Here is a 23374-nt window from a genome sequence, read left to right as displayed (position 1 = left end):
GTTATGTTAAAATGGTGGATAGTCTATGGGTCGCATGACATGCGGCTCTCAGAATGAAGAGCCTCGTAGTTGGGCTGCACGAATCTGCATTCATCAGGGGAAAGGAGTCTATACACATGTTTGGAAACGACTGGGACAAGGTGCTTCAGGAAGAAACGGAAGCCGAATACTTCAACAAGATTCGTTACACCCTCGCCGCCGAGTATAAAACGCAGACGGTCTTTCCGCCGAAAGAAGACCTGTTCTCCGCACTGAAGCTGACTCCGTATCATCAGGTTAAGGCTGTTATTATTGGTCAGGACCCTTATCACGGAGCGGGGCAGGCTCATGGATTGAGCTTTTCGGTTAGACCGGGAGTTCGCGTACCGCCCTCACTGAAAAATATATATAAGGAACTTCAGGCGGATCTTGACCTGCCGGTTCCGAATCATGGATCTTTGGTCCATTGGGCACAGCAGGGAGTCCTGTTATTAAATGCCGTTCTGACGGTCCGTGAAGGTCAGCCTAACTCGCATCAGGCACTAGGGTGGCAGACATTTACAGATGCTGTAATTCGTGCATTGAATGAACGTTCAGAGCCAATGGTATTTATGCTATGGGGAAGTCATGCCCAGAAGAAAGGTGCTTTTATTAACAGGGACAAGCACCTGGTACTGGAGTCTACACATCCGAGTCCGCTGGCTGCGCATCGTGGATTCCTCGGCAGTCGTCCCTTTTCCAAAGCCAATGACTTCTTGACCTCCAAAGGTATTGAACCGATCGATTGGAAGATACCTGAAAACTAGACAGATGGAGGTGAGAACATTGCGACATTGGATAGGACGAAAAGTAGCGGTATATCGTGCAACAGGCATACGGGAGCCATTGAAGGGAACGTTGGTCGAGTGGGATGAAGAAGCGGAATGTGTACGGATCGGACCGAAACGGATCAAGGTATCGTTTGACAATATCGCAATGATCAGACCTCTTCCCGAAGAGAGTCTTCCCTTAAAGAAAGCACGTTCTGAAGTGCACAAAGTTGGATATGTGATGAAAAAGGCGATTCAGTTCGAAAATGCCATCTATTTCAAATCACAGGTTATGATCTGGCGCCGGGCCAAAATTGTAGCATTATCCACGACGATTCTGCGTCATGACGAGGATCAGGTTGAACTTGCAGATGGCCGGGTTCTTCGTAAAGACAAGCATATGTTTGTCGTTCGTTCACGCCGTGGAATACGTTAGTTATACTAAGATTTAATATTCATTTCATGCAAAGATCATACGGATTTAATGTTCGGTCTGTATATTAGGTAGTAACAACCCCTTCTAAATTGATGTGTATCGAAATGGGAGCCCGGCCGGCTGCAAACGGTCGGGTATTTTTTTTGTCCATTCGTCTGTTAAGCTGTTGTTGTACATACCCATAACATTCATGATATATATTATTAAAATAGATAAATTGAACTAAACATTTACATGAGAACGTAGAGGGCAGAAATAACCTGAAGAAGCGGAGTTAAAAGCTTTCTGTAAGAAAGCTTTCGGGAGCATACGCTGCGCCTTTATCCTTAGATTTTCACCATTGTAAAATTGAATCAAAAAATCTGGGATAACAGCGATCGGAAGGTTGTTCTGTCATCGAAGTGGCAAGTGTAAATATTCTTTAGTTCAATCTAAAAAGATCATGAGAAGGAGTGAAACCCAATGAAACGTATAGCTGTTTTTGCAGGCTCCAATCCGGGAAATCACCCCGATTATACAGAGAAAGCTGTCCAACTGGGCAAACAGATTGCGGATCGCGGATATGCACTGGTTTACGGTGGTTCTTGCATGGGTTTGATGGGCGCAGTGGCTGATGCGGCTTTGAAGCAAGGAGGAGAAGTGATTGGTGTCATGCCTACCGGATTGTTCCGGGGGGAGGTTGTCCATGGAGGCCTTACACAGCTGATTGAAGTGGGAACCATGCATGAACGGAAGGCTACAATGGCGGAATTATCTGATGGATTCATTGCACTTCCCGGAGGTATGGGTACATTTGAAGAACTATTCGAGGTACTGTGCTGGGCACAGATTGGCATTCATCGCAAGCCTGTGGGCTTATTAAATGTCAACGGATATTATGGCCCGCTGATGAAGATGGTAGAACATAGCGTACAGGAAGGGTTCTCCAACACGTCACATCTTAGTCTGTGGAGTCTGGAATCCGATCCAGCTGAACTGCTCAACCAGATGTCATCCTATATTCCGGCAGAGTTGACCCAGAAGTGGTCACAGCTGAACGGGCAGTGAGTGTACGAAAATAAGGACCTGTAACTAATCGCTTCTGAGGGGAATTTTCGATCTGCCCAAGCAAGTCGCGCTATCGGACATAGTCTATAGTGTACTTTAGTGAAGAGGGGAGTGTCACTCATGAGCGAACTCAAAGGCACAGGTTACGGATACGGCGGAGGCTTCAGTGGTGGAGCATGGACATCGACAGGTGCAATTCTGGTATTGTTCATTCTGTTGGTTATCATCTCCCGCACATTCGTTCTGTAATTCGGTCAATATCCCGAGACGGGAATAGCGCTGCAAGGGCAGCCTCCGAATAAAAATGACCTTTCCAAAGAGACGCCGGTATATGCCGGCGTTTCAGGGGAACGGTTTTTTGACGTCTGCAGCATACGTTAAACGAAAGAAAAAGCAAAAACCTGCCCCTGAATAATAACGTCAGAAGCAGGAGAGAGCCTCCTGAGTCAATCGCTGCTTATCAAGCAGCTTACACCACAACAGCAGTTTGATCCGGGTTACTTAACGATTTCCAGGCGATATATAGCCCGATGGCGGCTGCAATTAAGGATAGTATAGCTGCAACAATAGCCAGCTGATCCAGTGTGTTGGGTGAACTGGAGTTAAAGGAACGCTGATTAGCCGTCTTGCCGGATTTGTTTTTGATATGGACAGATGCTCTGGAATGCCTGGAAGCCGACTGTAATTGGGATGTGCGAGGGCGCGTAGGTGTCGATTTTTTCTTTGAGGAGTTCAATAGTCAACCTCCTTATAACGGAGTGCAGTGCTTCCATCGTTCATACTATGTTATGTCGATTTCCGGATTGAGTTCGCAAAAATGAGTGAATCCCCAGCCCGTTGGATGTTCAACTATATAGCTTGTATTGGCGGAGTAGTCATGTAATTAAACGCTCTGTTAATACAGGTCTAACAGACGGTGTTTATAGTGAGGATCATAGAGTTAATGTTGAACGCAGGAGGCGCTGGAATGAGGAACTTGGAGATTATTGCCCATCGCGGTGCATCTGCCGTATGCCCTGAGAATACGATGAGTGCTTTTGAGCGAAGTCTGGAGCTTGGAGCGACTGGAATTGAAACCGATGTACAGATGACGTGTGATGGCAGATTGGTGCTAATTCATGATGAGACGTTAAGCCGAACTGCGGGTGCGGAGGGTTGGGTTAAGGATACAACTTATGATGAATTGCGCACACGGGATGCCGGTTCCTGGTTTCATGCCGATTTTGCCGGGGAACGTATTCCGTCTCTGGAGGAATTATTCAAGCTGGTACGGGGGAAAGGTACCCTGCTGAATCTGGAATTAAAAAATGGTATCGTGAGTTACAAGGGAATGGAAGAGAAGATTATACAGGCGATCCGGGACTGGAAGCTGGAGCAACAAGTCGTCCTGTCCAGTTTCAATCATGCTTCACTGGTGAGATGTAAACGTCTTGCCCCGGAGATTCGTACAGCGCTTTTATATATGGAAAAAAAGTTGTATCGTCCTTATGACTATGCTGCCAAACTTGAAGCTTCTGGTCTTCATCCCTACAAGAGGGCAGTTACACACGAAGATATTGCTGCAGCACTGGCACATGGCGTTGTAACCTATCCATTTACAGTGAACGATCCCGCAGAGATGCAGGCCATGATTGACATGGGTGTACAAGGGATCATTACCGATGTTCCTGATGTTCTGGCATCCTTAATCTCGGTACATGCCCGATAATCAAGTCTGTGTTTTACATAAGCAATGACTAGGCTACGTTCGAGCTTTTTGGCTCCGCGTAGCCTTTTTGCGTACAAATTTGTGTGCAAATCTTCATATATGCAATAAACATGTCCCATTTGTCCATTGCCAGAGACCGTGGATTCACTTACAATGATCTATGGGAATGAGAATCAATATCATTAAAGTTTGGTATTTATAGAGAGGTGATTGTTATGTACATAGGTTTGAGCAGCTCTACTCATAACGAGGGTGGGCGCGTATGAGTTCAAAAGCTTCACCAGCAAATCATAATCCGGAATCACCCACAGCGAAGATACATACTCGTCCGTGGGCAGCCACACTTATTCTTACAGGGGGAATTTTATTACTTGCTCTGGGTATGGCCTTGTCCATTTCTTTTGGTGCTGCTGATATTAAGCTTGGGGTCGTCTGGAAGGCCATCTTCGACTTCAATCCTGAGTTGACTCCGCATCAGATCATATGGGAGATTCGGTTGCCGCGTATTCTTGGCGGAGCAATGGTAGGTGCCTGCTTCGCAGTAGCTGGTGCGATCATGCAAGGCATGACCCGCAACCCGCTGGCCGATTCCGGTCTGCTTGGGCTGAATGCGGGTGCTGGATTTGCACTTGCGATCTGTTTTGCCTTTTTCCCGGGCTTGCCATTTATGTACATCATTATGTATTCCTTCATTGGAGCAGGGCTTGGGGTCCTGTTGGTGTATGGTTTTGGTGCAGCTTCCAAATCGGGTCTAACACCTCTACGCCTTGTCCTTGCAGGTGCGGCTGTATCAGCGATGTTGTCGGCACTCAGTGAAGGGATTGCATTATATTTCAGAATTGGACAAGATCTGGCTTTCTGGACAGCTGGCGGTGTAGCCGGAACGAAGTGGTCTCAACTTGAGGTCATGTTCCCATGGGTACTCGCGGCACTGATCGCAGGTCTTCTCATCTCCCGTTCCATTACTCTGCTTAGTCTCGGAGAAGATATTGCGGTGGGCTTGGGGCAACGTACTGGGCTGATCAAGCTCATAGGCCTGATTGTTGTACTAATCCTCGCAGGTACGGCCGTGTCCGTCGTGGGTGCGGTTGGTTTTGTTGGACTCATTATTCCCCATCTCACTCGGAAGCTGGTTGGGGTCGATTATCGCTGGATTATTCCATGTTCCGCAGTAATGGGCAGTCTGTTGCTTGTATTTGCGGATCTGGCTGCACGTATGATTAACCCGCCGTACGAGACGCCAATTGGCGCATTGGTTGCCCTCATTGGGGTACCATTCTTCCTCTATCTGGCGCGTAAAGAAAGGAGGACTCTGTAACGATGGAATCCTCAACAATAGTTGGAGCAGAGCGCAAAAAGAGAGCCAAGAGTGCGATAGTCCTCATTGTGCTTGCCCTATTAATTATTACGGCTTTTGTGGTGAGTATGAACACAGGTTTTACCAAGCTCTCGCCGCTTGAGGTGATGCGTACCCTGTTTGGCGGAGGCACGGCGAAACAGGAATTAATCCTGTTTGAATTCCGTCTCCCGCGTATTGTGATTTCGGTAATGGTCGGTGCCGGACTCGCATTATCTGGTTGTATTTTGCAGGGGGTATCCCGTAATGCGCTGGCAGATCCGGGTATCCTCGGGATCAATGCAGGTGCTGGACTGGTTGTCATGCTTTTCGTTTCCTTCTTCCCGACAACGACAGCAGCGCCGGTATTTCTGTTGCCAATTCTGGCACTAATCGGTTCGGGTTTTGCTGCATTTCTGATCTACGTACTCTCTTACAAAAAAGGAGAGGGCATTCTGCCTACGCGTATGTTGCTTACGGGGATCGGGGTAGCGGCGGGAATTAGTTCTGCCATGATCGTGCTTACATTGCGGCTTAGCCCGGAAAAGTATCAATTCGTAGCTACCTGGATGGCTGGCAGCATCTGGGGATCGAACTGGAAATTTGTAACGGCATTACTGCCGTTTCTGATCATTCTTGTACCGCTTGTCCTGTATAAGGCGCGTGTACTGAACGTGTTGAATCTGGGTGACCAGACTGCAAGTGGACTCGGGACTCCGGTTGAGCGAGAGCGGTTGATTCTGCTTGCGGCTGCCGTAGGGCTTGCGGGCTCATGTGTATCTGTGAGTGGGGGGATCGGTTTTGTCGGTCTGATCGGACCGCATTTGGCACGTCGTCTGGTGGGTCCAAAACATCAGTTCCTGTTACCCGCATCTGCGCTGATCGGTTCATTGCTCGTGCTGGTTGCAGATACGCTGGGTCGTGTCATACTACAGCCTTCGGAGATACCTGCGGGTATCCTGGTTGCCATTATTGGTGCGCCATACTTCCTGTACCTCTTAAGCAAGATGAAATAGAACGTAATCATCTTTGTGTGGTTGCATAAGGAGGACATTAGTCTATGCTTCGCCGTTTCTTTGCCTATTACAGGCCTTACAAAAAGCTCTTCATTCTTGACTTTAGCTGTGCGATTCTGGTCGCATTGCTGGAGCTGGCTTTTCCACTCGCAGTCAACCGGGTAGTCGATGATCTGCTGCCAGGCGGTCGCTGGGATTGGATTCTATGGGCGTGTCTTGCATTGCTGGGAATCTACTTATTGAATTCATTTCTGAACTTCGTGGTTACCTATTGGGGACACAAGCTGGGCATTAACATTGAGACGGATATGCGTAAAAGTCTGTTTAATCATGTGCAGAAGCTATCGTTCCGTTTCTTCGATAATACGAAAACAGGACACCTCGTGTCACGCATGACTAACGATCTAATGGATATCGGTGAGATTGCCCATCATGGTCCAGAGGATGTTTTTATCGCGGTGATGACACTGATTGGTGCATTCAGCATTATGATGAGCATTAATGGCAATCTGGCCGTGTTAACCTTTATCATTGTTCCGCTGATTATTTATCTGTCGCTCTACTTTGGCAGCAAAATGTCGAAGGCATTCAGCCGAATGTTCGGGGATATAGCGGACTTCAACGCTCGTGTTGAGAACAATATTACAGGTATTCGTGTTGTTCAGGCTTTTGCTAATGAAGAGCATGAAAAAGCACAATTCGCTGTGAACAACGGTCGTTTCCGTCAGACCAAACTAATCGCATACAAAATCATGGCCTGGAACTCCTCTGTCAGTTATATGCTGATGAAGCTGGTATCCCTCTTTGTCCTGGTATGTGGAACTTGGTTTGTGATTAACGGCAGTATGACTTACGGTCAGTTCATTGCATTTATTATGTTGTCCAATGTGTTCCTGACACCGATTCAGAAGATTAACTCGGTTATCGAGACGTATCCCAAAGGGATTGCGGGTTTCAAACGGTATACGGAGCTGCTCGATATGGAACCGGATGTGGAGGATCGTCCAGGAGCTGTTAAGGTATCACACTTGCGTGGGGATATTCGTTATGAACAAGTGACCTTCGGTTATTCGGATCAGGAGCCTGTTCTCAAGGGTATCGATCTAAACGTGCATGCAGGTGAAACGGTGGCCCTTGTCGGTCCATCGGGTGCAGGGAAAACAACGTTGTGCAGTCTGCTGCCAAGGTTCTATGATGTGCTGGAAGGTCGCATCACGATTGATGGTCAGGAGATACAGAACATGACGCTGGACTCCTTACGCAGTCATATCGGTATTGTACAACAGGATGTATTCCTCTTCGATGGAACCATTCGGGAGAATATTGCCTACGGCAAGCTGGATGCATCCGAAGAAGAAATCTGGATGGCCGCCAGACGTGCACAGATGGAACCTTTGATTCAATCGATGCCGGAAGGGTTGGATACGTTAATTGGTGAACGCGGCGTGAAGCTGTCCGGCGGACAGAAACAACGGTTGTCCATTGCCCGTATGTTCCTGAAAAACCCACCGATTCTGATCCTGGATGAAGCCACATCCGCTCTGGATACAGAAACGGAAGCAGCGATTCAGCAATCCCTTGCTGAGCTATCCGAGGGCCGGACGACACTGGTCATTGCTCACCGATTGGCTACGATCAAAAATGCAGACCGCATTATTGTCGTTGCTGAACAAGGTATTACCGAGCAGGGGCGCCATGAAGAATTACTCGCAGCAGGTGGGGTGTACAGCCGCCTTCACTATGCGCAGTTTGGCGCGTAACGTATCCGATGTGGATATAATAACGTGGTTATAAGAAATGACGCCATCGTTCATGACTTGGAAGGAGTCATGAATGGTGGCGTTATTTTCTGTTTTATGAATATAGTATGGGTCGAGGGTGCTGAACCGTTGCCTGCCTGTGGTCATGGATATGGAAACGGGTAATATAGTAAAGAGAACGCTTAACGTGTAAGATATGTTCATCATATTGCAAGATGTAGGAGGTGAACGATATGCAGGTGAACGATATGCTGAAAATTCTTATAACCTGTCTATTATTTATTCTGATTTGGTGGCTACTGACTCAAGGGATTCGCAAACTTTCCAGTACTCGTGCGGGGTCCGGTTTACAACGCTGGGGTGGATGGTCCATTGGACTTTTCATTGTTGGCGCCGTGCCACTCGGTTTTGCGCTATACACAGAGATCTTTGATAAGCGCCTGGATGCCAACATCGGGTTGGGGCTTGCCATGTTTTTTGTATGGGCTTATTGTGTGATCTTGTTGTGTGCGGCGTTGGTGGTATGGGGAAGGTACGTGTACAAAAGGGATATGAAGAAGTGAATATTTGGGTTGATCGTGTTGAGCCCGTCAGGAAGTTAAGGTGAGCTAACAGCTGTATTTGTAACAATAAACTGATATGGAACGTTAAATTTAGAAAGAGGTGTTCTTAAAGGGGGATTTACATATGCCCAATCTTCGTCGAGTCCTCATATTGCTCTCAATCCTAATCGTATGCCTTACGGGATGTTCAGGACATATCGAGTGCAACTCTGTGCAGACTCAAGCGAATGCACCAAGTGAAGATGGATTCACTGGTTATGTGGTTGATCGTAAAGACGCTTCCATTCTTGTGGTTGATCCTGCATATGAGGATTTCAGTGCGAACGGAGGAGGAAGTCGGTATTATCCGGCAAAATGGTTCTCCAATGCGCCTGATCCGCAGATCGGCTCCTATGTTGAAGTCTGGACGGATGGAGGCCCGGAAAATGAACCCTATCCTGGGCAGGCCAGAGCAGAAAAGATAGCGGTATCTTGTCCAATTACTCCAGACGGTGCTCATCTAAGTGAGGCGGACGCAATTCGGGGTGGACTATATTCACCAGATGGAGAAAAAGCACGTGTTCCTGTGATTGAAGATGTACAATTTTATCAGGATGCAGGAATGTGGACGATTCGCATAAGAGACGCGATGTCAACGACGAAGAATCAAGATGAGATTGAGATCAGAGTAGAGGATGTAGAGTCAGTAGAGTAACAGAGGAAGTATATGATTTTGCACATAGAGATGAGGAAGTTTAAATGGATATTAGGGAGTGTCTTCCCCGCGATAAACATGACTTTGAGGCGGTGCGTAAGTTAAATCAATTTAGTAATGAAGAGTTGAAAGTCATCATCCCAGAGCTGATGGAGTGGTTGCAAGACGGGAATTGGCCTATCTCTAAGCCGGTAGAGGATCTGCTATTGAGATTGGGGGAGGACTTAGTTCCTCATATTAAGGATGTATTACAAACCCAAGATCCACAGTGGGAATATTTCATTTTGGTAGGATTGATTGATCGATTGCCTGTATCTCATCTAAGTATGTTACGGTCGGATTTGGTAAGGATACTTGAGTCTCCTACACATGATGAGATAGTAGAGGCGTTGGATGAGGTTATAATGGAGCTTTTGGAAAAGATGAAGGAGACCAACAAGAGATCAGTGGAGATGGAAGTTTGGATACATAGAAACTGGTAATTAACTTTCTAAGTAAGACTGAAATACTTAATATGGAGTGATAAAAATGCTAAAATACCAACTTCTTTTCCCTACCTGTTTGAGTTCGGAAATATACTGTTTGCACATTGTACAACTATTAATTGAATTATTTAATATTTCAGAGAAGGAGGCGTTTCTCAGGATTAATTCTTTTTGGGAAGGAAATGATTTTACATCTGAAGAGGATCTGATTTTTCATGAGTCTCCTGAATTTTGGGCAAAAACAATTTATTATGAGGAATCCAATTGGTGGAATTTCCCTGAGAATGAACTAATCCCTAGAAAAATAGATTGAAGATCCAAAACTATAATTAGGCTACAATCTATATGATAAACAAGGAAACCACCATTATGGTTTAATAAAAAGGGAAAGGACTCCTCTGCCCATGGAACTATCAAGGTCTCAGCAATTAGCTCAAGAGCATGTAACCAATTATGCAAGAAGCCGCAAAAATGAGGCGGAGCAAACCATTAGAGAAATCTTTCGTATGTCCAACATCGAGCTGAAGACATTTGAAAAAGCTATCAATAAACTAAAATCTCATGCAAGTATTGCGCTACACTTTCACCCAGATCGATTAGATCCGAATATGAAAAGCGTGGCTGAAGCACTACTTGAGCAGGGAGTTTATAAAAGTCAATTTGAAACTTTTTTATCGAATGGAAGTGTATCCGCATTTTTAGGCGGTGAACGTGATGTTTGGGAGAATAAAATGTTTGGCGGAGCGTACCAAATAAATGGCTCAACCAATAGTGAACGGCCCAAGTATGGAGCACTAACTCAATGTTATGTTACATCCCGATGGACCTGCTCCGCGTTTTGGATCATGTTATTTCCTTTTATCCACTGAGGTCTCTCAGCGTTGCACGTATACATATTTGGATTCTCATCAAGAACCTGAGGAAAAGGGAACGTATGAGGGATTTGACCTCATTTTGGCTGCTCTCATGAGGGATGTATTCTATAGTAATTTTGCCATTGGTGAAAGAAATCTAACGGTTCAAAAATTAATTGACCATATGCACGTCAATCTTGAGAAACCATTCCAAAATCCATCAAACCAAGAGCCAAACCGAAATCTGGATCATTATATCGAAGCTCAGGTTCATGGTGATATTTCCCTGCGCTAGTCCCGCGAAGAACACCGCTGCTTCCTATCCCGCAATCACTCGAATGGGCGACTGCATAAATATCCTACCATGTGCAGAACGTTCATTCAAGTGAGGTGCGAATTGATATACAGGAGGATGCACATGAATTCGATATTAGAAGCATTATATAATGGACGACTTCGACCAGATGAGAAGATGATGCCGACACATCCTGAATACCCAGCGTTGGGGCGGCAGATTGCAGCTCTGACAGAGCAATGGAAGAATCGTTTGAGCGAGAATGAATTTCTTGAGCTTGAACAGTTATTTGACTTGTGTGGCAGATGTGAGGGCATGCATACGGAAGCAGCGTTTGCACAAGGTTTTCGTCTGGGTGCCAACATGTTGATTGAAGTCATGAGTCAGCGTGAGGAATCGGTATTGGAGTTTAACTAAGTTTAATTATGTGAGCAGAGATCAGGTTTACATTTTACAGCTAGATTCTCAGGAAATGACGTGCATACAACATACTCATTTTGCATCATAAAATTGTATCATAAATTGATTATAACAAAGCCCTCAAATCCTCTCTGCATTCAGCAGCAGGGTTTGAGGGCTTCACTTAAATATAGAGTTAACAATTTATATATAGGGAAAGAACCTGTTAAACAAATTGTTCCTTAATCCGCAATATTCCCCGCCATCTTCAGACGACGTGCAATCTCTTTGAAGTCTTCTTGCGATATACCTGGTGCGAATTCTTCCTCGACCGCAGGAGCTTCCGGAATCGGGAATCCCTGAGGTATGCCTTGGATAACCTCCAAAGGTTGTCCATCTTCGGGGTGCGTTCCTTTCCAGATCTGATCGATGGCATTAAAGTCTTTATCACTATAGGTATACAGCTTGGTGTGTACCCCTTTTTCCTCATATTTACGAGCTTCATTGAAAGCCTTATTATCCAGTGAAGGAATCGGAATCAGTTTGGTCACATTTACGCCGGTTGCAATTTCGATTGCTTTTGCATAGGCAACCACGTGCACGCCGCCACGTACAAGCAGAAAACCGACGACTTCGCGCGCTGCTGGGTGATCTGTCATTTCATATACTTTCATTTTATGCGTACGCGCACCACATTCGAGGAAGAAGTTATGAAGCAAATCCTCGACCAGATTACCGCTATTGAAGACGTTTGCACCGGTCCACGGATTACCCATGGAGTCGAAAGGCATTGCTCCTTGTGCTCCTGCCAGGAAGTGATAGGACAGACGAGCATCCTTCACGGAACCGAGGGGGGTATTGTCGGGTTCTTTGTATTCGGTTGATCCTCTAAGGCATTTGTTAATACCATGAGACACCAGCTCAACATGACCCAATTCTTCGGCCGTAATACTCATGACCAGGTCATAGAAGGGCTTCAACTTTTCTTTGGAGCGAAAATTAAACGATTGATAGAGGTAGTTGTTCAACGTTGACATTTCTCCGAATTTGCCACCGAGCAATTCTTGTATGGCTGCTGCTGCATTCGGATCTGGCTTTTCGACATTAGGAATTTCAATCAGGATTTCATCCAAGCGTTTGAACATATAGGGATAACCTCCTTGAATGTGGTGGTACAGATCTTGTAGGGGATTCAGATCGTGTAGTCATTCTGTCATGGCTCATTACACGAATATTGCCGTTTTTAAACATAAAATCAACCAAATGGGACTTAAGTATTGCATATCACATTCCTCATCTCGTTTTCCATTTTCTATTTCCAATATGTTGAATTTTATGTATAATCTAATTTTCAAATGAGTTTCCCATAAACAATAGATACCCTATATCGGTGAAGGAGAGAAAGATGGAAAAAAGGTACATAAAAATAGCGCGGATTTCGATGTTTCTAATGATTCTGATGTACATAAGCAGCGGGCCTGTCACGGCATATGTCGCTACGAACGAGGCTCAGGTAGACGAACAAACGAGGAAGTTACTTGAGAAAAAATACGGGTTGGAACGTCCTGAGGAGAGACAGACACAACAACACTTATTTTCAGGTGATTGGGGTATTAGCTTCCAGACGGGGCCTCCTGATTCGTTTGACCGACTTGTGCATGTCGTTTCCTTTTCCTTAAGGCCACTGGCCTGGATCTTTCGTTTATTCGGGTAAAATAAAACTTGGACGGGCAATATAACAGAAACATATTGTCCCAAGGAGTGAGTGAAATGAGAATGCTCATCGTTACCGTCATGACGGTAGTCCTGAGTTTAGCCGGAATCACGTCAGGAACAGGTGCCGCCATCCCGGATTATGCGAAATGGGGAATTATTGCGGTCAAAGAAACACAAACCAAGTACAATGTGGATATATTGGACTACAAGCATATCGGTCGGACATCTCTCACAGCAGATGAATCACGAGAACAGTTTAAGCTGTGGGTCCGTGCTAAGGATGGTAGGCAATTCGCAGTCTATGTCAGTGTTGACTTTAATCCGTCCACGCAGCAATTGAAAAAAGTACAATTTTCGGAATCGGATCGACACTGATCCATATCTGAACGTGGTGATTACAAGAATGTTTTTATAGTAGCTATACCATTAGTGGGACCAGACTGCCTTAATTCCTAAGGTGACAGTCTGGTTTTTATTTATTATAAAACCCTTTTTTTACTATTGAATAAAGAACTTATGTTCGCATATAATAAGAAATACAAACAAACGTTCTTATCGGAGGGATGATTATGCTAGGGAAATATATTGGCCAGATGGTGGAGCTTGTCTACATGGATCGTGCTGGACAGATTACGCAGCGACAGATTCGCATAAATAGTGTACGTGGCGGGATGATTAGGGCATCTGCAGGAAAAGAAGGCTCACCCCGAACATTCTTGGAGCAAGGTATTCTGGCATGGCGTCCTGTTACGGATATGAATGGGGAGGTAAAGTATGCTGAACGACTTTGAACGCAAAATTTTGCGAATTATGGTGAACTATGCAGGACAACGGCGCCGACTACCGCGTATGGATGAACTGGAGAACAAGACCGGACGAAGCAAAGCATTCATTCATGAGTCATTGCTGGAGCTTGAACGCACTGGGCATATCGCATGGGATAACCATTCGAATCTTGAAGGGATACAGATCTTGCAGGCATGGGAACAGGTACAACAGCCGATTCGCAAAAGCCAGCCTTCCGGGGACTCCGTAAAATATTTTACGGACTACTAGGGTGTGTTTTCAAACTTAAGCAAGCTATACGATGATGGATGTCAGCATCTAAACAGTCTGGGATTCCAAGTTGGCTGATCCTGGCGAATGAGTATGATTTTCTAAGGAACACAGGACGTCTTATTTGGTCTTCCGCTCCTCCTTTTAAATTGTAAGCAACATCAGACACCTTATTTTCCGAAATCCCCTGACAAAAACGCTATAAAGGCCAAAAATTCTGATATAGCGTGTCTCAGATTCCTTAGATTTCTAAGGGGGGTTCAAATCCTTGAATAAGACGCCTCAGATTCGTTGCCGCTCGTGGGCCTGAGTTCGGCTTACAGTAGGTTTGAAGACACCCTCCAGTGAACATAAGAAAACGCCAACCCGGATATCCGGATCGGCGCTTACTGTGTCACACATACAACGTGTGCATCTATTTTAGAAATGGGGAAGTTGGTCCAGGTTGTTGGTTGGGTCGCCGTCGGCATCGCCGCGAATGTACATTTCTCCATCCTTGCCTTTAAATACATTCACGCCGGCAATAGCCCCAGCTTGTACTTCTGCAAGTGCCTGTTGATAATCCAGAACACGTCCTGCTGAAGTCTGAAAAGCTGTCAGGTCACCGTCACCATTTTTCTGTACTGCTGTGAAACTCTCGCGTGTCGTTTGATCCATGATGTCACACTCTCCTTATATGACGAGATAGGAATCTGTTTACCTGATTAGCCTATCCGAATTCCTCGGAAGTATGCACCATGTGCTGATAAGACCTGCATGCGCAGAGGTTTTACAGACTCTTTTTCATACGAACATGCAATATATCTGCATCATAAAAAGGTTCTTCCGAAATCACTTCATAACCCAGTTTCTCATAGAATTTCTGTGCCTGACATTGAGCGTCAAGTACGGAATAGGATAAGCCCAGTTCACGTGCCCGTTCCTCCATTGCCAACAGAAGCACACGTCCATAACCAAATGAACGATGAGACTCGAGCACCGCGATCCGCTGCATTTTGGCAGTATCCTTACTGTAATAGATCAGTCGTCCCGTGGCCACAGCCTGTCCATCTGTACTTAACAATACATGATGCACATCCGGACTGATGACATCGTATTGATCAATCTCAATCTCCGCAGGCACCTGTTGCTCAATCACAAAAACGTGATGTCGAATCCCCAAGGCCTGCTCCAGTTGTTCTTCTGTCGTTACATAACTAATCTCAGCTGCCAATTCCACCATTCCTTCTTTCTGCTCTTGCGCGACATATCAGACTGAATTATACAAAAAAATGCTTTTCCTGTATAGTTAAGTCTGGAACATATTGGGAGGGGAGGGGCTAGTGATGGGCATGGCAGGCATCATGGTAATTACATTGTTAATGTCGGCGGGAATGATTACTCTGTTGTATTACGTGACCAAGAAAGCATACTCACGCAAATGGGATGAAGATGAGTAACTCCTCTGTTTACTCTTCATGGCAAGACTTCGCTGCTTCCTCCAGGAGAATATACATCCTGAATCACAGATTTGGAGTATACGTCCAGCCAGACAGGCAGAGATTCACCATTTTCATTGGGCTGTTGTAATTGTTGGAATTGTACCGTATGTTCATCCTTCTCCAAGCTGCAACCGGTAACGGATGTAACCAGAACGATAAGCCCAACGAAGGGGAGAAAGCATTTTGTGAATTTATCGTGGTCCCGGCGTTTTGTTTTGTTTCTCATGGGGAATTCACCTCGTTGCTGAAATGGTAATCTTTCCTTTATTGTGCTCCATTTCAGGTGAATTATAACCAAATAAATTATTGACAATGAACACGGTTACTTGATATGATACTGTTACTTGATTGGGAAACAATTATATATCATGATCTGTTAGCTCAGCTGGGAGAGCACTATCTCTGCTTTCACATAGTAATAGGATCATTAGCGATGTTATTCAATTTAAATACGCTTAATGTCTATGGCTATTGGTTTGATGAATTAAATCAATAGCCATATTGAAAACTTTAACTTGGTTTTGTATAATGTAATTAATAAAGGGCGATAGCTCAGCGGGAGAGCATTATCTTGACAGGGTAAGGGTCGTGGGTTCGATCCCCACTCGTCCTATAAAAAATGAAAAAAATACCCCTCAAGAGAATAATATCTCAAGAGGGGTTAAGTTTTACCTATATTTGTTATTTATCTTTGTTTGAGTGCAAAATTGCCTGATCTATCACAATCTCAATAAGTTGACGTTCAGAAACCGTTGGTACGACTGCGTTTTTCGCCAACAAATCATCAATAATTCTCAATGAAATTGCCCTTTTATCAACAATGTCATCCATGTGCTCATTTACATAATCAACAACTCGATCTGCAATATCTAACGCAAACGTGGCCTTATTCTTATCTAATTTATCTGTCTTAATCACATCAAGTACAAGGCGAGTCACCAACAACATTTGTTTCATGCCCTCTGTCTTATCCTTCGTAATCCATCCTTTTTTCTTAGCAACAGGAATGACAAATAACCCTCCCGCAACAGCGGCAAGGATGATTGCAACTACATATAAATTGTCCATATATCTTATCTCCTTTATGTATAATTACTTTTTAACTATGATTCCATTTTCTTTACGATAATCAATAACAAGCATTCGCCAGAAATCATAACTTCCTTTGCTGTCTGAAATATGATCCTCGTAATACTCGTATGCCTCTTTTGCCCAAGTTGGACATTCCATATTAGCCTTGTTTTTTTCAGCCTTAATCCATTCTGCTTGCTGTTGAATTGTTTTCTCAAGACTAGCCACTTGTAACTTTTCTGCTTCAGTCATAGGTTCATCATCCTTTGGTTTTGTAATTGGAGTTGCATTCGAAATCCCATTTCTTAATCGTTCTAGCTCTGCTTTAACTTGAGGAATGAAGTTTTTGTTTGCAGAAGCAATTGTATTACCATCTCCCCAGTAAGCAGTGCCCGGACATGACTTGCTTGATTTACCGGGTGTATAATCTGACAAACGTGCACCTGAAGCAGTAAACCATGCGTGATACACAATCTTGTCTGTATTGACAGGTACATAAAACTTTTCACACAATGCAGCATACAAATGGATTGCAGCTTGCTTTTGAATAGGTGTTATATTATCAACGCCTTTATCAAAACAACCTATAATCTCAACACCTACATATCCCGCGTTGTTGTTATAAATACAAGCAGGAGTCATGTTTAAGTCTCGATCCAAGGAAACTCCAACCTTACCATCTTCAAACAATGTTAAATGCTGTCCAGTCGCTTTCCATTTGTTCGTGTTGATATGATAACTACGCATTCCTTCTAGACATACAAAATGATCTTGTTGAGCAATCCCATTAACCATTTTGCGAGTGGTGAAATTGGGGAACGCGGTGTGATGTACTTGAAAACCTTTGATTCTTCGTGTTACTTTCTGCTTTTGTAGCCATGGACGGAACTCTTCAATATCAAGTAGAAGGAAATTACCTTTTTGAATCATTCAATCACTCCTTAGTTTTTTTCTTCTGATCCACTTTTTTCTTTCAAGATAGAGACTGCCTTTTTCACTTGCTCAGGTAGTGGGAGATCTAATCGCCCGTAATTTTCTAAAAGACTAATAAACTCATTCATTAGATAAAAATATGTAGCACCCACAGCAAGACTCAATGTTCCATTCAAACCTAGCAATGTATCGATACGGAACAGTACGGCAATGACCGTAAACATGAGGACTTTCTTTAGAATTCCAAAGAATCCTTTTCTAGAATTCAATCCTTTGTCGGTTCTATTAGGATTCTTATAGCCTTCATAGGCAGATGCAGCCAAGCCTGTAACCCAATCCAAAACAGTAAATACAACAAGCAATGCTAGAGCTTCATTCCATCCTCCAAATGCATAGCTTACAATTGCACCAACCACCCCCACAATAAAATTTAGAAATTTGTCTGACACATTGTTTTCCTTCTCTCAATTAAAATAAGACTCCCCACATGGAGAGTCCTGAAAATTAAAGTATGTAATAATATGCTCCTGAAGATAACCCTTTAATTAATATGAATGAATCCATATCGCTTACATCACGTTTACGTATACTTACTATTGCATCCCTGTTGTTTATTCCCGGAACTCTAGGATATAAGTATCCACCAAGATCAGGTTTAGATATGGTTAGTTCTGAATCAATCTCTTTGAATTGTTTGATTAGAATTGTCGACTCTAGATCGCTAAACTGTCTAATATCGATTACACTGTCTAGGTATTCTCTATCCTTGATATATATTGTTCCGTCTTGTTCAGACACATACCTGATTTCTAATGTAGAATCCATATCAGGTCTTGAAACTGCTATTGATCCATCTTGATAATTGAATGTTGACACATCTAATATTCCATCGATATCGGAATAGCCGTTGCCACGAATAAGCAGAAACCCTGATGTATCTGGTTTAGAAACTGTAATAAATGAGTCTAAGTCCTCATGGTATTCATTTCTTATTGTTAGCACAGAATTTATATCGTGATTAGCACGAATATGATTGGATATTTCAATATATGATGTGAGATCTGGTTTAGAGATTATAATACTACTTGTCAAATCATTGTAGGATCGATTAGCAATTGAAATCTCGGAAATCATACTGATCTTAGTGTCGATTGTAATCGTCGAAGCAAGGTCTGGTTTGGACGTAGAAATCGATGCTTCCAACTCAGTTACACTATTCTCGATGATAGTAATGCTCGATTCTAACTCATCCGATGCACGAATAGCTACAGTCATATAAGAGCTTACATCTGGACGATTTACACATAGGAAACTATTCATCTCTTTGAAAAGTGGATCTTCGTATCTGTGAACATAAATAGATGAATCTAAGTAGTTCCATCCACGATCACTTTTAACCGTTAAAGTTGAATTGAGATCCTTATTGTCTTTTCTATATACAATCAATTCAGAATCTATCTCAGAGCGCCCATAGGATTGCACTGCTGATGTTATGTATCGAACTTGTAATATTGGAGGTTTGGTTGACTCACGAGTATTGAAGTAGATAGGAGTGTTGTCAGTAGACTTTATGCTTAATCCATAGTTGATTAACGAACCATCTTGCCATGGCTTCAAAACATCTAATACATTAATCTCAACATATTTTTCGGATGTATTTATAGTGTATTGATTGGTAAGCAGTTGAGTTGATTGTGGTTTGTTTGCATAGGTGATACCATACTCACGCCAAATTGTATTAGGCTGATATATCTCAATGTTTGCGTCAGATTTAATTGTACCTGTGTAATATAATCTCAACTTTGCATCTTCGAGATATAATAGGTCGGGTATAGCAACCTTCAAATCACCAAAGTTAACGAACGACTCAAATTCCTCTACATTGTCATGACCAATCATCATACGCTGTGTATCACCATAGTTTATCGTTTGTAAATCGATACGACTACGTGTTGTAGCATCTCCAATTGGTTTTAATTCAATGTTAGTTCGAGGAGCTTCGATTAATTCAAATCTACCTTGTGCTCTATTATGTGGTCTGACATTAATCGAACTTTCTAGTTCGGTGAACATTATAGCTTCAATTGTAGATTCTAGATCGCCATAAGCACGATACATAACATCTAGACTGCTTGAGATATCTTTGTTTCTTATAGATGACTTTATAGATATGATTGAATCCATTGTTGATTCTTTTCTTGTTGCTATAACCAGCTCAGACTCTAAATTTGTCTCATCTTGAGCATATAATACATACTTACTTGTAAAACGGTTGGAGGGACTCTTTACATATATAATCCCCTCCGTATCATGGTCATCATAGTACAAAAATGTCACTCCTCATCTCATTGTATTGAGATTTACACACGATCAGCGTTTACTACTAACTCAAAAAGTCCATTGGGATTTGGCTGTGCTCTCATGTCTGTTGCAATACGAACATAGAAATCAATTGTTTCATCTGGCTGAGTGAGTCCATAAGTCAGATAGTCGATAGGGAGGAATGGATTAGCCTGTCTTGACAGTTGGACCACTACACCATCTCGTTCATATTTTTTATCCATCTCTAAATAGACATTATCAATAGCATATCCTAGCTGGTTCTTGAGTCTGACTTTTTGAATTAGTGTAGTTTGTCCAGCAATGATAACTCCAAAGTCTAGTTGCTTTAGAATACCACCAAATGTATCTGATAAATATTCTCCTGACTCATCCATAAACATCAATCCAGAATAGGAACCAATGAAAGTAGTTTCCCAATAATCAGTTTCACCCCAGTAATCCTGAAACTCTACTTTAAGTTTGTTGGGTTGATTAAATATAATATCTCGATCAGAAATGTTGATATCAATATCTTGAGGTGAAGGAGCTAGTCGAGTGAAACTGCCATCTGACGGATAATATGCTTTGTCGTTTAACAGAATACGATATTGGACTTTACCTTGATCACTATCATCTAATATACCTATCAGCTTGCTACCTGTTAAAGTCAACTGAATTGTTGCATTAGTATTAAGAACGTAGAAGGCGACATTGTCCATCTTAATTGTTTCTGTTGCTGAATTGATATTTAACTTCATGCTATCAATTGCGATTCCGGGGTCTGGATTATGTATATTGTCCTCGATATAATAAGCAAATCTAATCTTATTTCCTTTATTCTTTAAAGCTACCGAATCAATCAAAGAAATATCATAATGGCTCATTCCACTTCTCTTAAAAGTAATAAAACTTGATATATCGATAGTCCTCCACTTGCCAAACTTACACACTTCCCATGTGTTACCTTCGTTGAATGAGACAGAATATCTTAATGTGCCATTTGTTGAGTTGAGCTTATCGACAATAGAAAGTAGATCACCATACATATAGTAATCGTCTGTCTGGATAATTGATTGAGGAGAAGGAATAGCAGAGGTAGATGCAACTTTTGGATTATTGTTATCACTCCACGTAACCACGTCAAAATCTCCCTCAAGTTCATCCAATGGGGAGTAATTGGCAGTGATATTCAGTTCCACTGATGTTTTAGATGGGTCATCTGTGTAAAACAAGACATCGACACTATCACCTAATTCATCATATAAGGTAAACGGTTCTGTTTCGATTGTGATCGTTGATTCGGTTTGATTCGGGTCATCGGTGTATTCGATGATTTTGATCTCTTTATCTTCCCATTCTTCTGCTAGGGTGAAGGGTTCAGTTTCAATGTTGAAGGATGCTTCTGTTTTGGTAGGGTCATCTGTGAAGTAGCATAATTCTACTTCGCCTTGAAGTTGTGACCATGCGCTTGTTGGTATTAAATCCATTTCATCCATAGAAATTCCTGACAAGTAATCCTGATAAGTTGGTGTTATACTGGTAACAATCTGCCATGTGGAAGATCCATATTTTTTATACATATCCTCATGTTTAATTAAAACAAATTCCAAATACGCCTCAAACATCTCAACTTGATTTATGTTTAAGTATGATCCTCCTGCACTAGAAGTAATATTAATCCTAAATCTCTTATATTTTGTGACTGTATTAAATGAAAATGTTTTCTTCTGGGACGTTGACCAACTATGATTAGATTGAATGTCTAAAACATCCCAAGTAGCCCCATCATCATTACTCCCCTCGAAGGTCCAGTTTTTAGGCGATATCGATGGTACTGAATGATGAGCCATAATCGTATATCTCCCAATAAGAATGGGAGATATAAATTCATAGGAAATCCACCCAACAGTTACATTGTCATTAGTTGTCCAACCATAACCATCATTAACAACCCCATCAAATGACATATATGGAGGAAACCCACTTCGAAAAGGGCTTGAACTAACTACACCATTAGGAGAAGTGTTAGAAGTCATTCTAGGTATTGCATTAATAGTACGGTAGATAGTCATTTTAAATCACACTCCTTTCTAAATTCTATGTCAAACAATCATTTCACATAGTTATGTGATTGACGCTTTCTTGATTGGTAAATTGGTTGTATCTATTTTTTGCTTGAAGACTTTGCCTGAGCCGATAGTTTGTGGAGTGGTATTTATAAATTTTTTTTCTTTCATAGATAAATACAACTCCAAAGTAGAATTTTTGTCTAATCCGTGATTAAGAAACATATTCTCGTTTTTATTATCAATATACACATAGGACGGGGATAGCTGCTCCATCATTTGGAGTTCTTGTATCCCCAAATTAGCTGCACCTCCGTTAGCTGTCACATTGATTCTGTAATAATAATAGGCAATATTATTATCAAAAGTATAAATGTTAGTAGAAGGAATGGCGGTGGGAGACCAGTTAGTTATATTACTCCGCGTGTCTAACACAGTCCATGAAATTCCATCATTTGAACCTTCAAAAGTCCAGTTCTTGGGGGAAAATGTAGGGTTCTGATATAGTCCAGTTACCGCATATTGATTTATCACTTTTTTATCAACAAATCTATATGACAAGTATCCTGTGGTAGCGTTTGTAGTTGCTTGCCATGCATTTGCTGTTCCAATTAACTCACCATCAAATGCTCTCCAAGGCTCTCTAGTAGATGTAAAAGTACTTGAACTTGCAACTCCTTGAGGGGAGGTGTTTGATGTCATTACTGGTACAATATTGTTAGTGTAACCATTATTCTTTAGTGAATTTAATTTGTCGTCATCTTCTGATGAAATCAAGAATTTATTTAGAACTTCAAATGCATACGGTTGATACCCGTTTGGAATAGGATATGCAAATAAAGTAGCTCCAAAATTAAAAGTAACTGTTTGATCTATCGCACTAGCTTTTATATATGGTATTACTTGATTGTCTCCCATAAAGGTTTTAATATCAGTGTGAGAAACCCCTAAGCTAACACCATTTTTCCAAAACTCTAAGATACCATTATCTAAATCAAGTAATACGGATATAATGTCATTTGCAGTTAACTTTGTTCCATATACAGTTAATTCCGGGTATTTCGCGCCACTGTAAGCATAGTATCCTCTGTAGTTCGTACCAGTATTATTACTAATAGGTTGACTTGATAAAGACAGACCAAAATGATAATTAGCATTACCACTGCTATGCCTTACTTCCCAATACCATCTTCCTGTGCTTTTTCCTTTGTTTGCACGAATACCATCGGAACTAGTAGTAGAAATAAATGTTAAATCTCCATTGCTTAGATTAGGACTTCCAACTTTGTCAGATGGATTCAGTATTACATTTATTAATCCCATCACTTTACCCTCCTTATCTGTACAT

28 protein-coding genes, 1 tRNA gene and 1 pseudogene are annotated in these 23374 nt (G+C 42.4%); 19 read left to right on the top strand and 11 right to left on the bottom strand.

All coding sequences use genetic code 11. The features are described 5' to 3' along the window. The first annotated feature begins 116 nt into the window (after positions 1-116). The 4 genes from ung (at position 117) to WFI24_RS14085 (ending at position 2520) form a co-directional block, all read left to right on the top strand. The gene (gene ung / locus WFI24_RS14100) at positions 117-785 is read left to right on the top strand and encodes a uracil-DNA glycosylase (RefSeq protein ID WP_336761695.1); all 669 of its coding nucleotides are present in this window, start codon (positions 117-119) and stop codon (positions 783-785) included. A 19-nt stretch (positions 786-804) separates the two neighbouring features. After that, positions 805-1224, top strand: a complete 420-nt coding sequence (locus tag WFI24_RS14095) for a hypothetical protein (RefSeq protein ID WP_017687369.1) — start codon at positions 805-807, stop codon at positions 1222-1224. A gap of 462 nt (positions 1225-1686) precedes the next feature. Continuing rightward, a complete protein-coding gene (locus tag WFI24_RS14090) occupies positions 1687-2271 on the top strand; it encodes a TIGR00730 family Rossman fold protein (protein ID WP_169481578.1) in 585 nt (194 codons plus the stop codon). 120 nt (positions 2272-2391) lie between these two features. Then, positions 2392-2520, top strand: coding sequence for a sporulation protein YjcZ (locus tag WFI24_RS14085; protein WP_222125237.1), 129 nt, complete (start codon positions 2392-2394; stop codon positions 2518-2520). A 220-nt stretch (positions 2521-2740) separates the two neighbouring features. Here the strand turns inward: WFI24_RS14085 and WFI24_RS14080 are convergent, their stop codons facing one another. After that, the gene (locus WFI24_RS14080; RefSeq protein WP_336761686.1) at positions 2741-3007 is read right to left on the bottom strand and encodes a hypothetical protein; all 267 of its coding nucleotides are present in this window, start codon (positions 3005-3007) and stop codon (positions 2741-2743) included. A gap of 231 nt (positions 3008-3238) precedes the next feature. Here WFI24_RS14080 and WFI24_RS14075 point away from each other — a divergent pair, with 231 nt between their 5' ends. The 10 genes and pseudogenes from WFI24_RS14075 to WFI24_RS14030 all read left to right on the top strand — a co-directional run bounded on the left by WFI24_RS14075 (position 3239) and on the right by WFI24_RS14030 (position 11399). After that, positions 3239-3979: a glycerophosphodiester phosphodiesterase gene (locus tag WFI24_RS14075; protein WP_336761684.1), complete on the top strand. Its 741-nt coding sequence runs from the start codon at positions 3239-3241 to the stop codon at positions 3977-3979. 262 nt (positions 3980-4241) lie between these two features. Further along, a complete protein-coding gene (locus WFI24_RS14070; protein ID WP_145322955.1) occupies positions 4242-5297 on the top strand; it encodes a FecCD family ABC transporter permease in 1056 nt (351 codons plus the stop codon). A gap of 2 nt (positions 5298-5299) precedes the next feature. Next, positions 5300-6331, top strand: coding sequence for a FecCD family ABC transporter permease (locus tag WFI24_RS14065; RefSeq protein ID WP_336761681.1), 1032 nt, complete (start codon positions 5300-5302; stop codon positions 6329-6331). Between the two features lie 44 nt (positions 6332-6375). Further along, a complete protein-coding gene (locus tag WFI24_RS14060) occupies positions 6376-8091 on the top strand; it encodes an ABC transporter ATP-binding protein (RefSeq protein WP_145322952.1) in 1716 nt (571 codons plus the stop codon). Between the two features lie 233 nt (positions 8092-8324). After that, positions 8325-8654, top strand: a complete 330-nt coding sequence (locus WFI24_RS14055; protein ID WP_336761679.1) for a hypothetical protein — start codon at positions 8325-8327, stop codon at positions 8652-8654. A 124-nt stretch (positions 8655-8778) separates the two neighbouring features. After that, positions 8779-9348, top strand: a complete 570-nt coding sequence (locus WFI24_RS14050; protein ID WP_336761677.1) for a DUF3221 domain-containing protein — start codon at positions 8779-8781, stop codon at positions 9346-9348. A 44-nt stretch (positions 9349-9392) separates the two neighbouring features. Next, on the top strand, positions 9393-9830 hold the full coding sequence (locus tag WFI24_RS14045) for a DUF5071 domain-containing protein (RefSeq protein ID WP_336761675.1): 438 nt from the start codon (positions 9393-9395) through the stop codon (positions 9828-9830). 46 nt (positions 9831-9876) lie between these two features. After that, positions 9877-10146: a hypothetical protein gene (locus WFI24_RS14040; RefSeq protein ID WP_336761674.1), complete on the top strand. Its 270-nt coding sequence runs from the start codon at positions 9877-9879 to the stop codon at positions 10144-10146. 91 nt (positions 10147-10237) lie between these two features. Then, positions 10238-10979 (top strand): annotated as a pseudogene (locus WFI24_RS14035) (DUF3626 domain-containing protein); the annotation flags it as partial. A 126-nt stretch (positions 10980-11105) separates the two neighbouring features. Further along, a complete protein-coding gene (locus WFI24_RS14030) occupies positions 11106-11399 on the top strand; it encodes a DUF6809 family protein (protein WP_336761672.1) in 294 nt (97 codons plus the stop codon). A 224-nt stretch (positions 11400-11623) separates the two neighbouring features. Here WFI24_RS14030 and WFI24_RS14025 read toward each other — a convergent pair whose 3' ends face one another. Then, positions 11624-12526: a manganese catalase family protein gene (locus WFI24_RS14025; protein WP_145322942.1), complete on the bottom strand. Its 903-nt coding sequence runs from the start codon at positions 12524-12526 to the stop codon at positions 11624-11626. Positions 12527-12786: 260 nt separating this feature from the next. Here WFI24_RS14025 and WFI24_RS14020 point away from each other — a divergent pair, with 260 nt between their 5' ends. The 4 genes from WFI24_RS14020 (at position 12787) to WFI24_RS14005 (ending at position 14153) form a co-directional block, all read left to right on the top strand. Beyond that, positions 12787-13095: a hypothetical protein gene (locus WFI24_RS14020; protein ID WP_336761670.1), complete on the top strand. Its 309-nt coding sequence runs from the start codon at positions 12787-12789 to the stop codon at positions 13093-13095. A 56-nt stretch (positions 13096-13151) separates the two neighbouring features. Beyond that, positions 13152-13472 carry a DUF3889 domain-containing protein gene (locus tag WFI24_RS14015; RefSeq protein WP_145322938.1) on the top strand — a complete coding sequence of 107 codons (321 nt, stop codon included), beginning with the start codon at positions 13152-13154 and terminating at the stop codon, positions 13470-13472. 194 nt (positions 13473-13666) lie between these two features. After that, the gene (locus WFI24_RS14010) at positions 13667-13888 is read left to right on the top strand and encodes a hypothetical protein (protein ID WP_145322936.1); all 222 of its coding nucleotides are present in this window, start codon (positions 13667-13669) and stop codon (positions 13886-13888) included. Beyond that, positions 13872-14153 (top strand): hypothetical protein, encoded by a 282-nt coding sequence (locus WFI24_RS14005; protein ID WP_336761667.1) that lies wholly within the window; start codon positions 13872-13874, stop codon positions 14151-14153. Before WFI24_RS14010 ends, WFI24_RS14005 begins: the two co-directional genes overlap by 17 nt. 420 nt (positions 14154-14573) lie before the next feature. Here WFI24_RS14005 and WFI24_RS14000 read toward each other — a convergent pair whose 3' ends face one another. From WFI24_RS14000 to WFI24_RS13990, 3 genes are all read right to left on the bottom strand, one after another. After that, entirely contained in the window at positions 14574-14810 is a 237-nt protein-coding gene (locus tag WFI24_RS14000) for a DUF3892 domain-containing protein (RefSeq protein WP_076211448.1), read from the bottom strand. Positions 14811-14922: 112 nt separating this feature from the next. Further along, a complete protein-coding gene (locus tag WFI24_RS13995; protein ID WP_145324160.1) occupies positions 14923-15366 on the bottom strand; it encodes a GNAT family N-acetyltransferase in 444 nt (147 codons plus the stop codon). A 242-nt stretch (positions 15367-15608) separates the two neighbouring features. Continuing rightward, positions 15609-15860: a hypothetical protein gene (locus WFI24_RS13990; protein WP_336761664.1), complete on the bottom strand. Its 252-nt coding sequence runs from the start codon at positions 15858-15860 to the stop codon at positions 15609-15611. 315 nt (positions 15861-16175) lie between these two features. Between WFI24_RS13990 and WFI24_RS13985 the strand changes: the two genes are divergently transcribed. After that, positions 16176-16247: transfer RNA gene (locus WFI24_RS13985), tRNA-Val, on the top strand. A 68-nt stretch (positions 16248-16315) separates the two neighbouring features. On the opposite strand, the gene WFI24_RS13980 is transcribed toward WFI24_RS13985, so the two are convergent. The 6 genes from WFI24_RS13980 to WFI24_RS13955 are packed head-to-tail and all read right to left on the bottom strand — an operon-like array spanning position 16316 to position 23349. Beyond that, positions 16316-16702 carry a hypothetical protein gene (locus tag WFI24_RS13980; RefSeq protein ID WP_336761662.1) on the bottom strand — a complete coding sequence of 129 codons (387 nt, stop codon included), beginning with the start codon at positions 16700-16702 and terminating at the stop codon, positions 16316-16318. A 24-nt stretch (positions 16703-16726) separates the two neighbouring features. Beyond that, positions 16727-17635, bottom strand: coding sequence for a peptidoglycan recognition protein family protein (locus WFI24_RS13975; RefSeq protein WP_336761660.1), 909 nt, complete (start codon positions 17633-17635; stop codon positions 16727-16729). A gap of 11 nt (positions 17636-17646) precedes the next feature. Continuing rightward, positions 17647-18087 carry a phage holin family protein gene (locus WFI24_RS13970; protein WP_336761659.1) on the bottom strand — a complete coding sequence of 147 codons (441 nt, stop codon included), beginning with the start codon at positions 18085-18087 and terminating at the stop codon, positions 17647-17649. A 55-nt stretch (positions 18088-18142) separates the two neighbouring features. Beyond that, positions 18143-19966, bottom strand: coding sequence for a DNRLRE domain-containing protein (locus tag WFI24_RS13965; protein WP_336761657.1), 1824 nt, complete (start codon positions 19964-19966; stop codon positions 18143-18145). Positions 19967-19998: 32 nt separating this feature from the next. After that, positions 19999-22032 (bottom strand): discoidin domain-containing protein, encoded by a 2034-nt coding sequence (locus tag WFI24_RS13960; RefSeq protein ID WP_336761655.1) that lies wholly within the window; start codon positions 22030-22032, stop codon positions 19999-20001. Positions 22033-22083: 51 nt separating this feature from the next. Further along, entirely contained in the window at positions 22084-23349 is a 1266-nt protein-coding gene (locus tag WFI24_RS13955; protein ID WP_336761653.1) for an SPRY domain-containing protein, read from the bottom strand. Positions 23350-23374 lie beyond the last annotated feature (25 nt).

This window comes from Paenibacillus sp. USHLN196, assembly GCF_037144955.1.
Lineage (GTDB): Bacteria > Bacillota > Bacilli > Paenibacillales > Paenibacillaceae > Paenibacillus > Paenibacillus xylanexedens_C.
This window is presented reverse-complemented; position numbering and strand designations above follow the sequence as displayed.

Excerpts from the sequence above, each read along its gene's own strand:
- WFI24_RS14000 (WP_076211448.1), bottom strand. The coding sequence starts at position 14,810 with ATGGATCAAACGACACGCGAGAGTTTCACAGCAGTACAGAAAAATGGT.
- WFI24_RS13960 (WP_336761655.1), bottom strand. The coding sequence starts at position 22,032 with ATGACTATCTACCGTACTATTAATGCAATACCTAGAATGACTTCTAAC.
- WFI24_RS14045 (WP_336761675.1), top strand. The coding sequence starts at position 9,393 with ATGGATATTAGGGAGTGTCTTCCCCGCGATAAACATGACTTTGAGGCG.
- WFI24_RS14060 (WP_145322952.1), top strand. The coding sequence starts at position 6,376 with ATGCTTCGCCGTTTCTTTGCCTATTACAGGCCTTACAAAAAGCTCTTC.
- WFI24_RS14085 (WP_222125237.1), top strand. The coding sequence starts at position 2,392 with ATGAGCGAACTCAAAGGCACAGGTTACGGATACGGCGGAGGCTTCAGT.
- WFI24_RS14025 (WP_145322942.1), bottom strand. The coding sequence starts at position 12,526 with ATGTTCAAACGCTTGGATGAAATCCTGATTGAAATTCCTAATGTCGAA.
- WFI24_RS13955 (WP_336761653.1), bottom strand. The coding sequence starts at position 23,349 with ATGGGATTAATAAATGTAATACTGAATCCATCTGACAAAGTTGGAAGT.
- WFI24_RS14040 (WP_336761674.1), top strand. The coding sequence starts at position 9,877 with ATGCTAAAATACCAACTTCTTTTCCCTACCTGTTTGAGTTCGGAAATA.
- WFI24_RS14015 (WP_145322938.1), top strand. The coding sequence starts at position 13,152 with ATGAGAATGCTCATCGTTACCGTCATGACGGTAGTCCTGAGTTTAGCC.
- ung (WP_336761695.1), top strand. The coding sequence starts at position 117 with ATGTTTGGAAACGACTGGGACAAGGTGCTTCAGGAAGAAACGGAAGCC.
- WFI24_RS14090 (WP_169481578.1), top strand. The coding sequence starts at position 1,687 with ATGAAACGTATAGCTGTTTTTGCAGGCTCCAATCCGGGAAATCACCCC.
- WFI24_RS14050 (WP_336761677.1), top strand. The coding sequence starts at position 8,779 with ATGCCCAATCTTCGTCGAGTCCTCATATTGCTCTCAATCCTAATCGTA.
- WFI24_RS14010 (WP_145322936.1), top strand. The coding sequence starts at position 13,667 with ATGCTAGGGAAATATATTGGCCAGATGGTGGAGCTTGTCTACATGGAT.
- WFI24_RS13975 (WP_336761660.1), bottom strand. The coding sequence starts at position 17,635 with ATGATTCAAAAAGGTAATTTCCTTCTACTTGATATTGAAGAGTTCCGT.
- WFI24_RS14020 (WP_336761670.1), top strand. The coding sequence starts at position 12,787 with ATGGAAAAAAGGTACATAAAAATAGCGCGGATTTCGATGTTTCTAATG.
- WFI24_RS14075 (WP_336761684.1), top strand. The coding sequence starts at position 3,239 with ATGAGGAACTTGGAGATTATTGCCCATCGCGGTGCATCTGCCGTATGC.
- WFI24_RS13990 (WP_336761664.1), bottom strand. The coding sequence starts at position 15,860 with ATGAGAAACAAAACAAAACGCCGGGACCACGATAAATTCACAAAATGC.
- WFI24_RS13980 (WP_336761662.1), bottom strand. The coding sequence starts at position 16,702 with ATGGACAATTTATATGTAGTTGCAATCATCCTTGCCGCTGTTGCGGGA.
- WFI24_RS14065 (WP_336761681.1), top strand. The coding sequence starts at position 5,300 with ATGGAATCCTCAACAATAGTTGGAGCAGAGCGCAAAAAGAGAGCCAAG.
- WFI24_RS14030 (WP_336761672.1), top strand. The coding sequence starts at position 11,106 with ATGAATTCGATATTAGAAGCATTATATAATGGACGACTTCGACCAGAT.
- WFI24_RS14005 (WP_336761667.1), top strand. The coding sequence starts at position 13,872 with ATGCTGAACGACTTTGAACGCAAAATTTTGCGAATTATGGTGAACTAT.
- WFI24_RS14070 (WP_145322955.1), top strand. The coding sequence starts at position 4,242 with ATGAGTTCAAAAGCTTCACCAGCAAATCATAATCCGGAATCACCCACA.
- WFI24_RS14055 (WP_336761679.1), top strand. The coding sequence starts at position 8,325 with ATGCAGGTGAACGATATGCTGAAAATTCTTATAACCTGTCTATTATTT.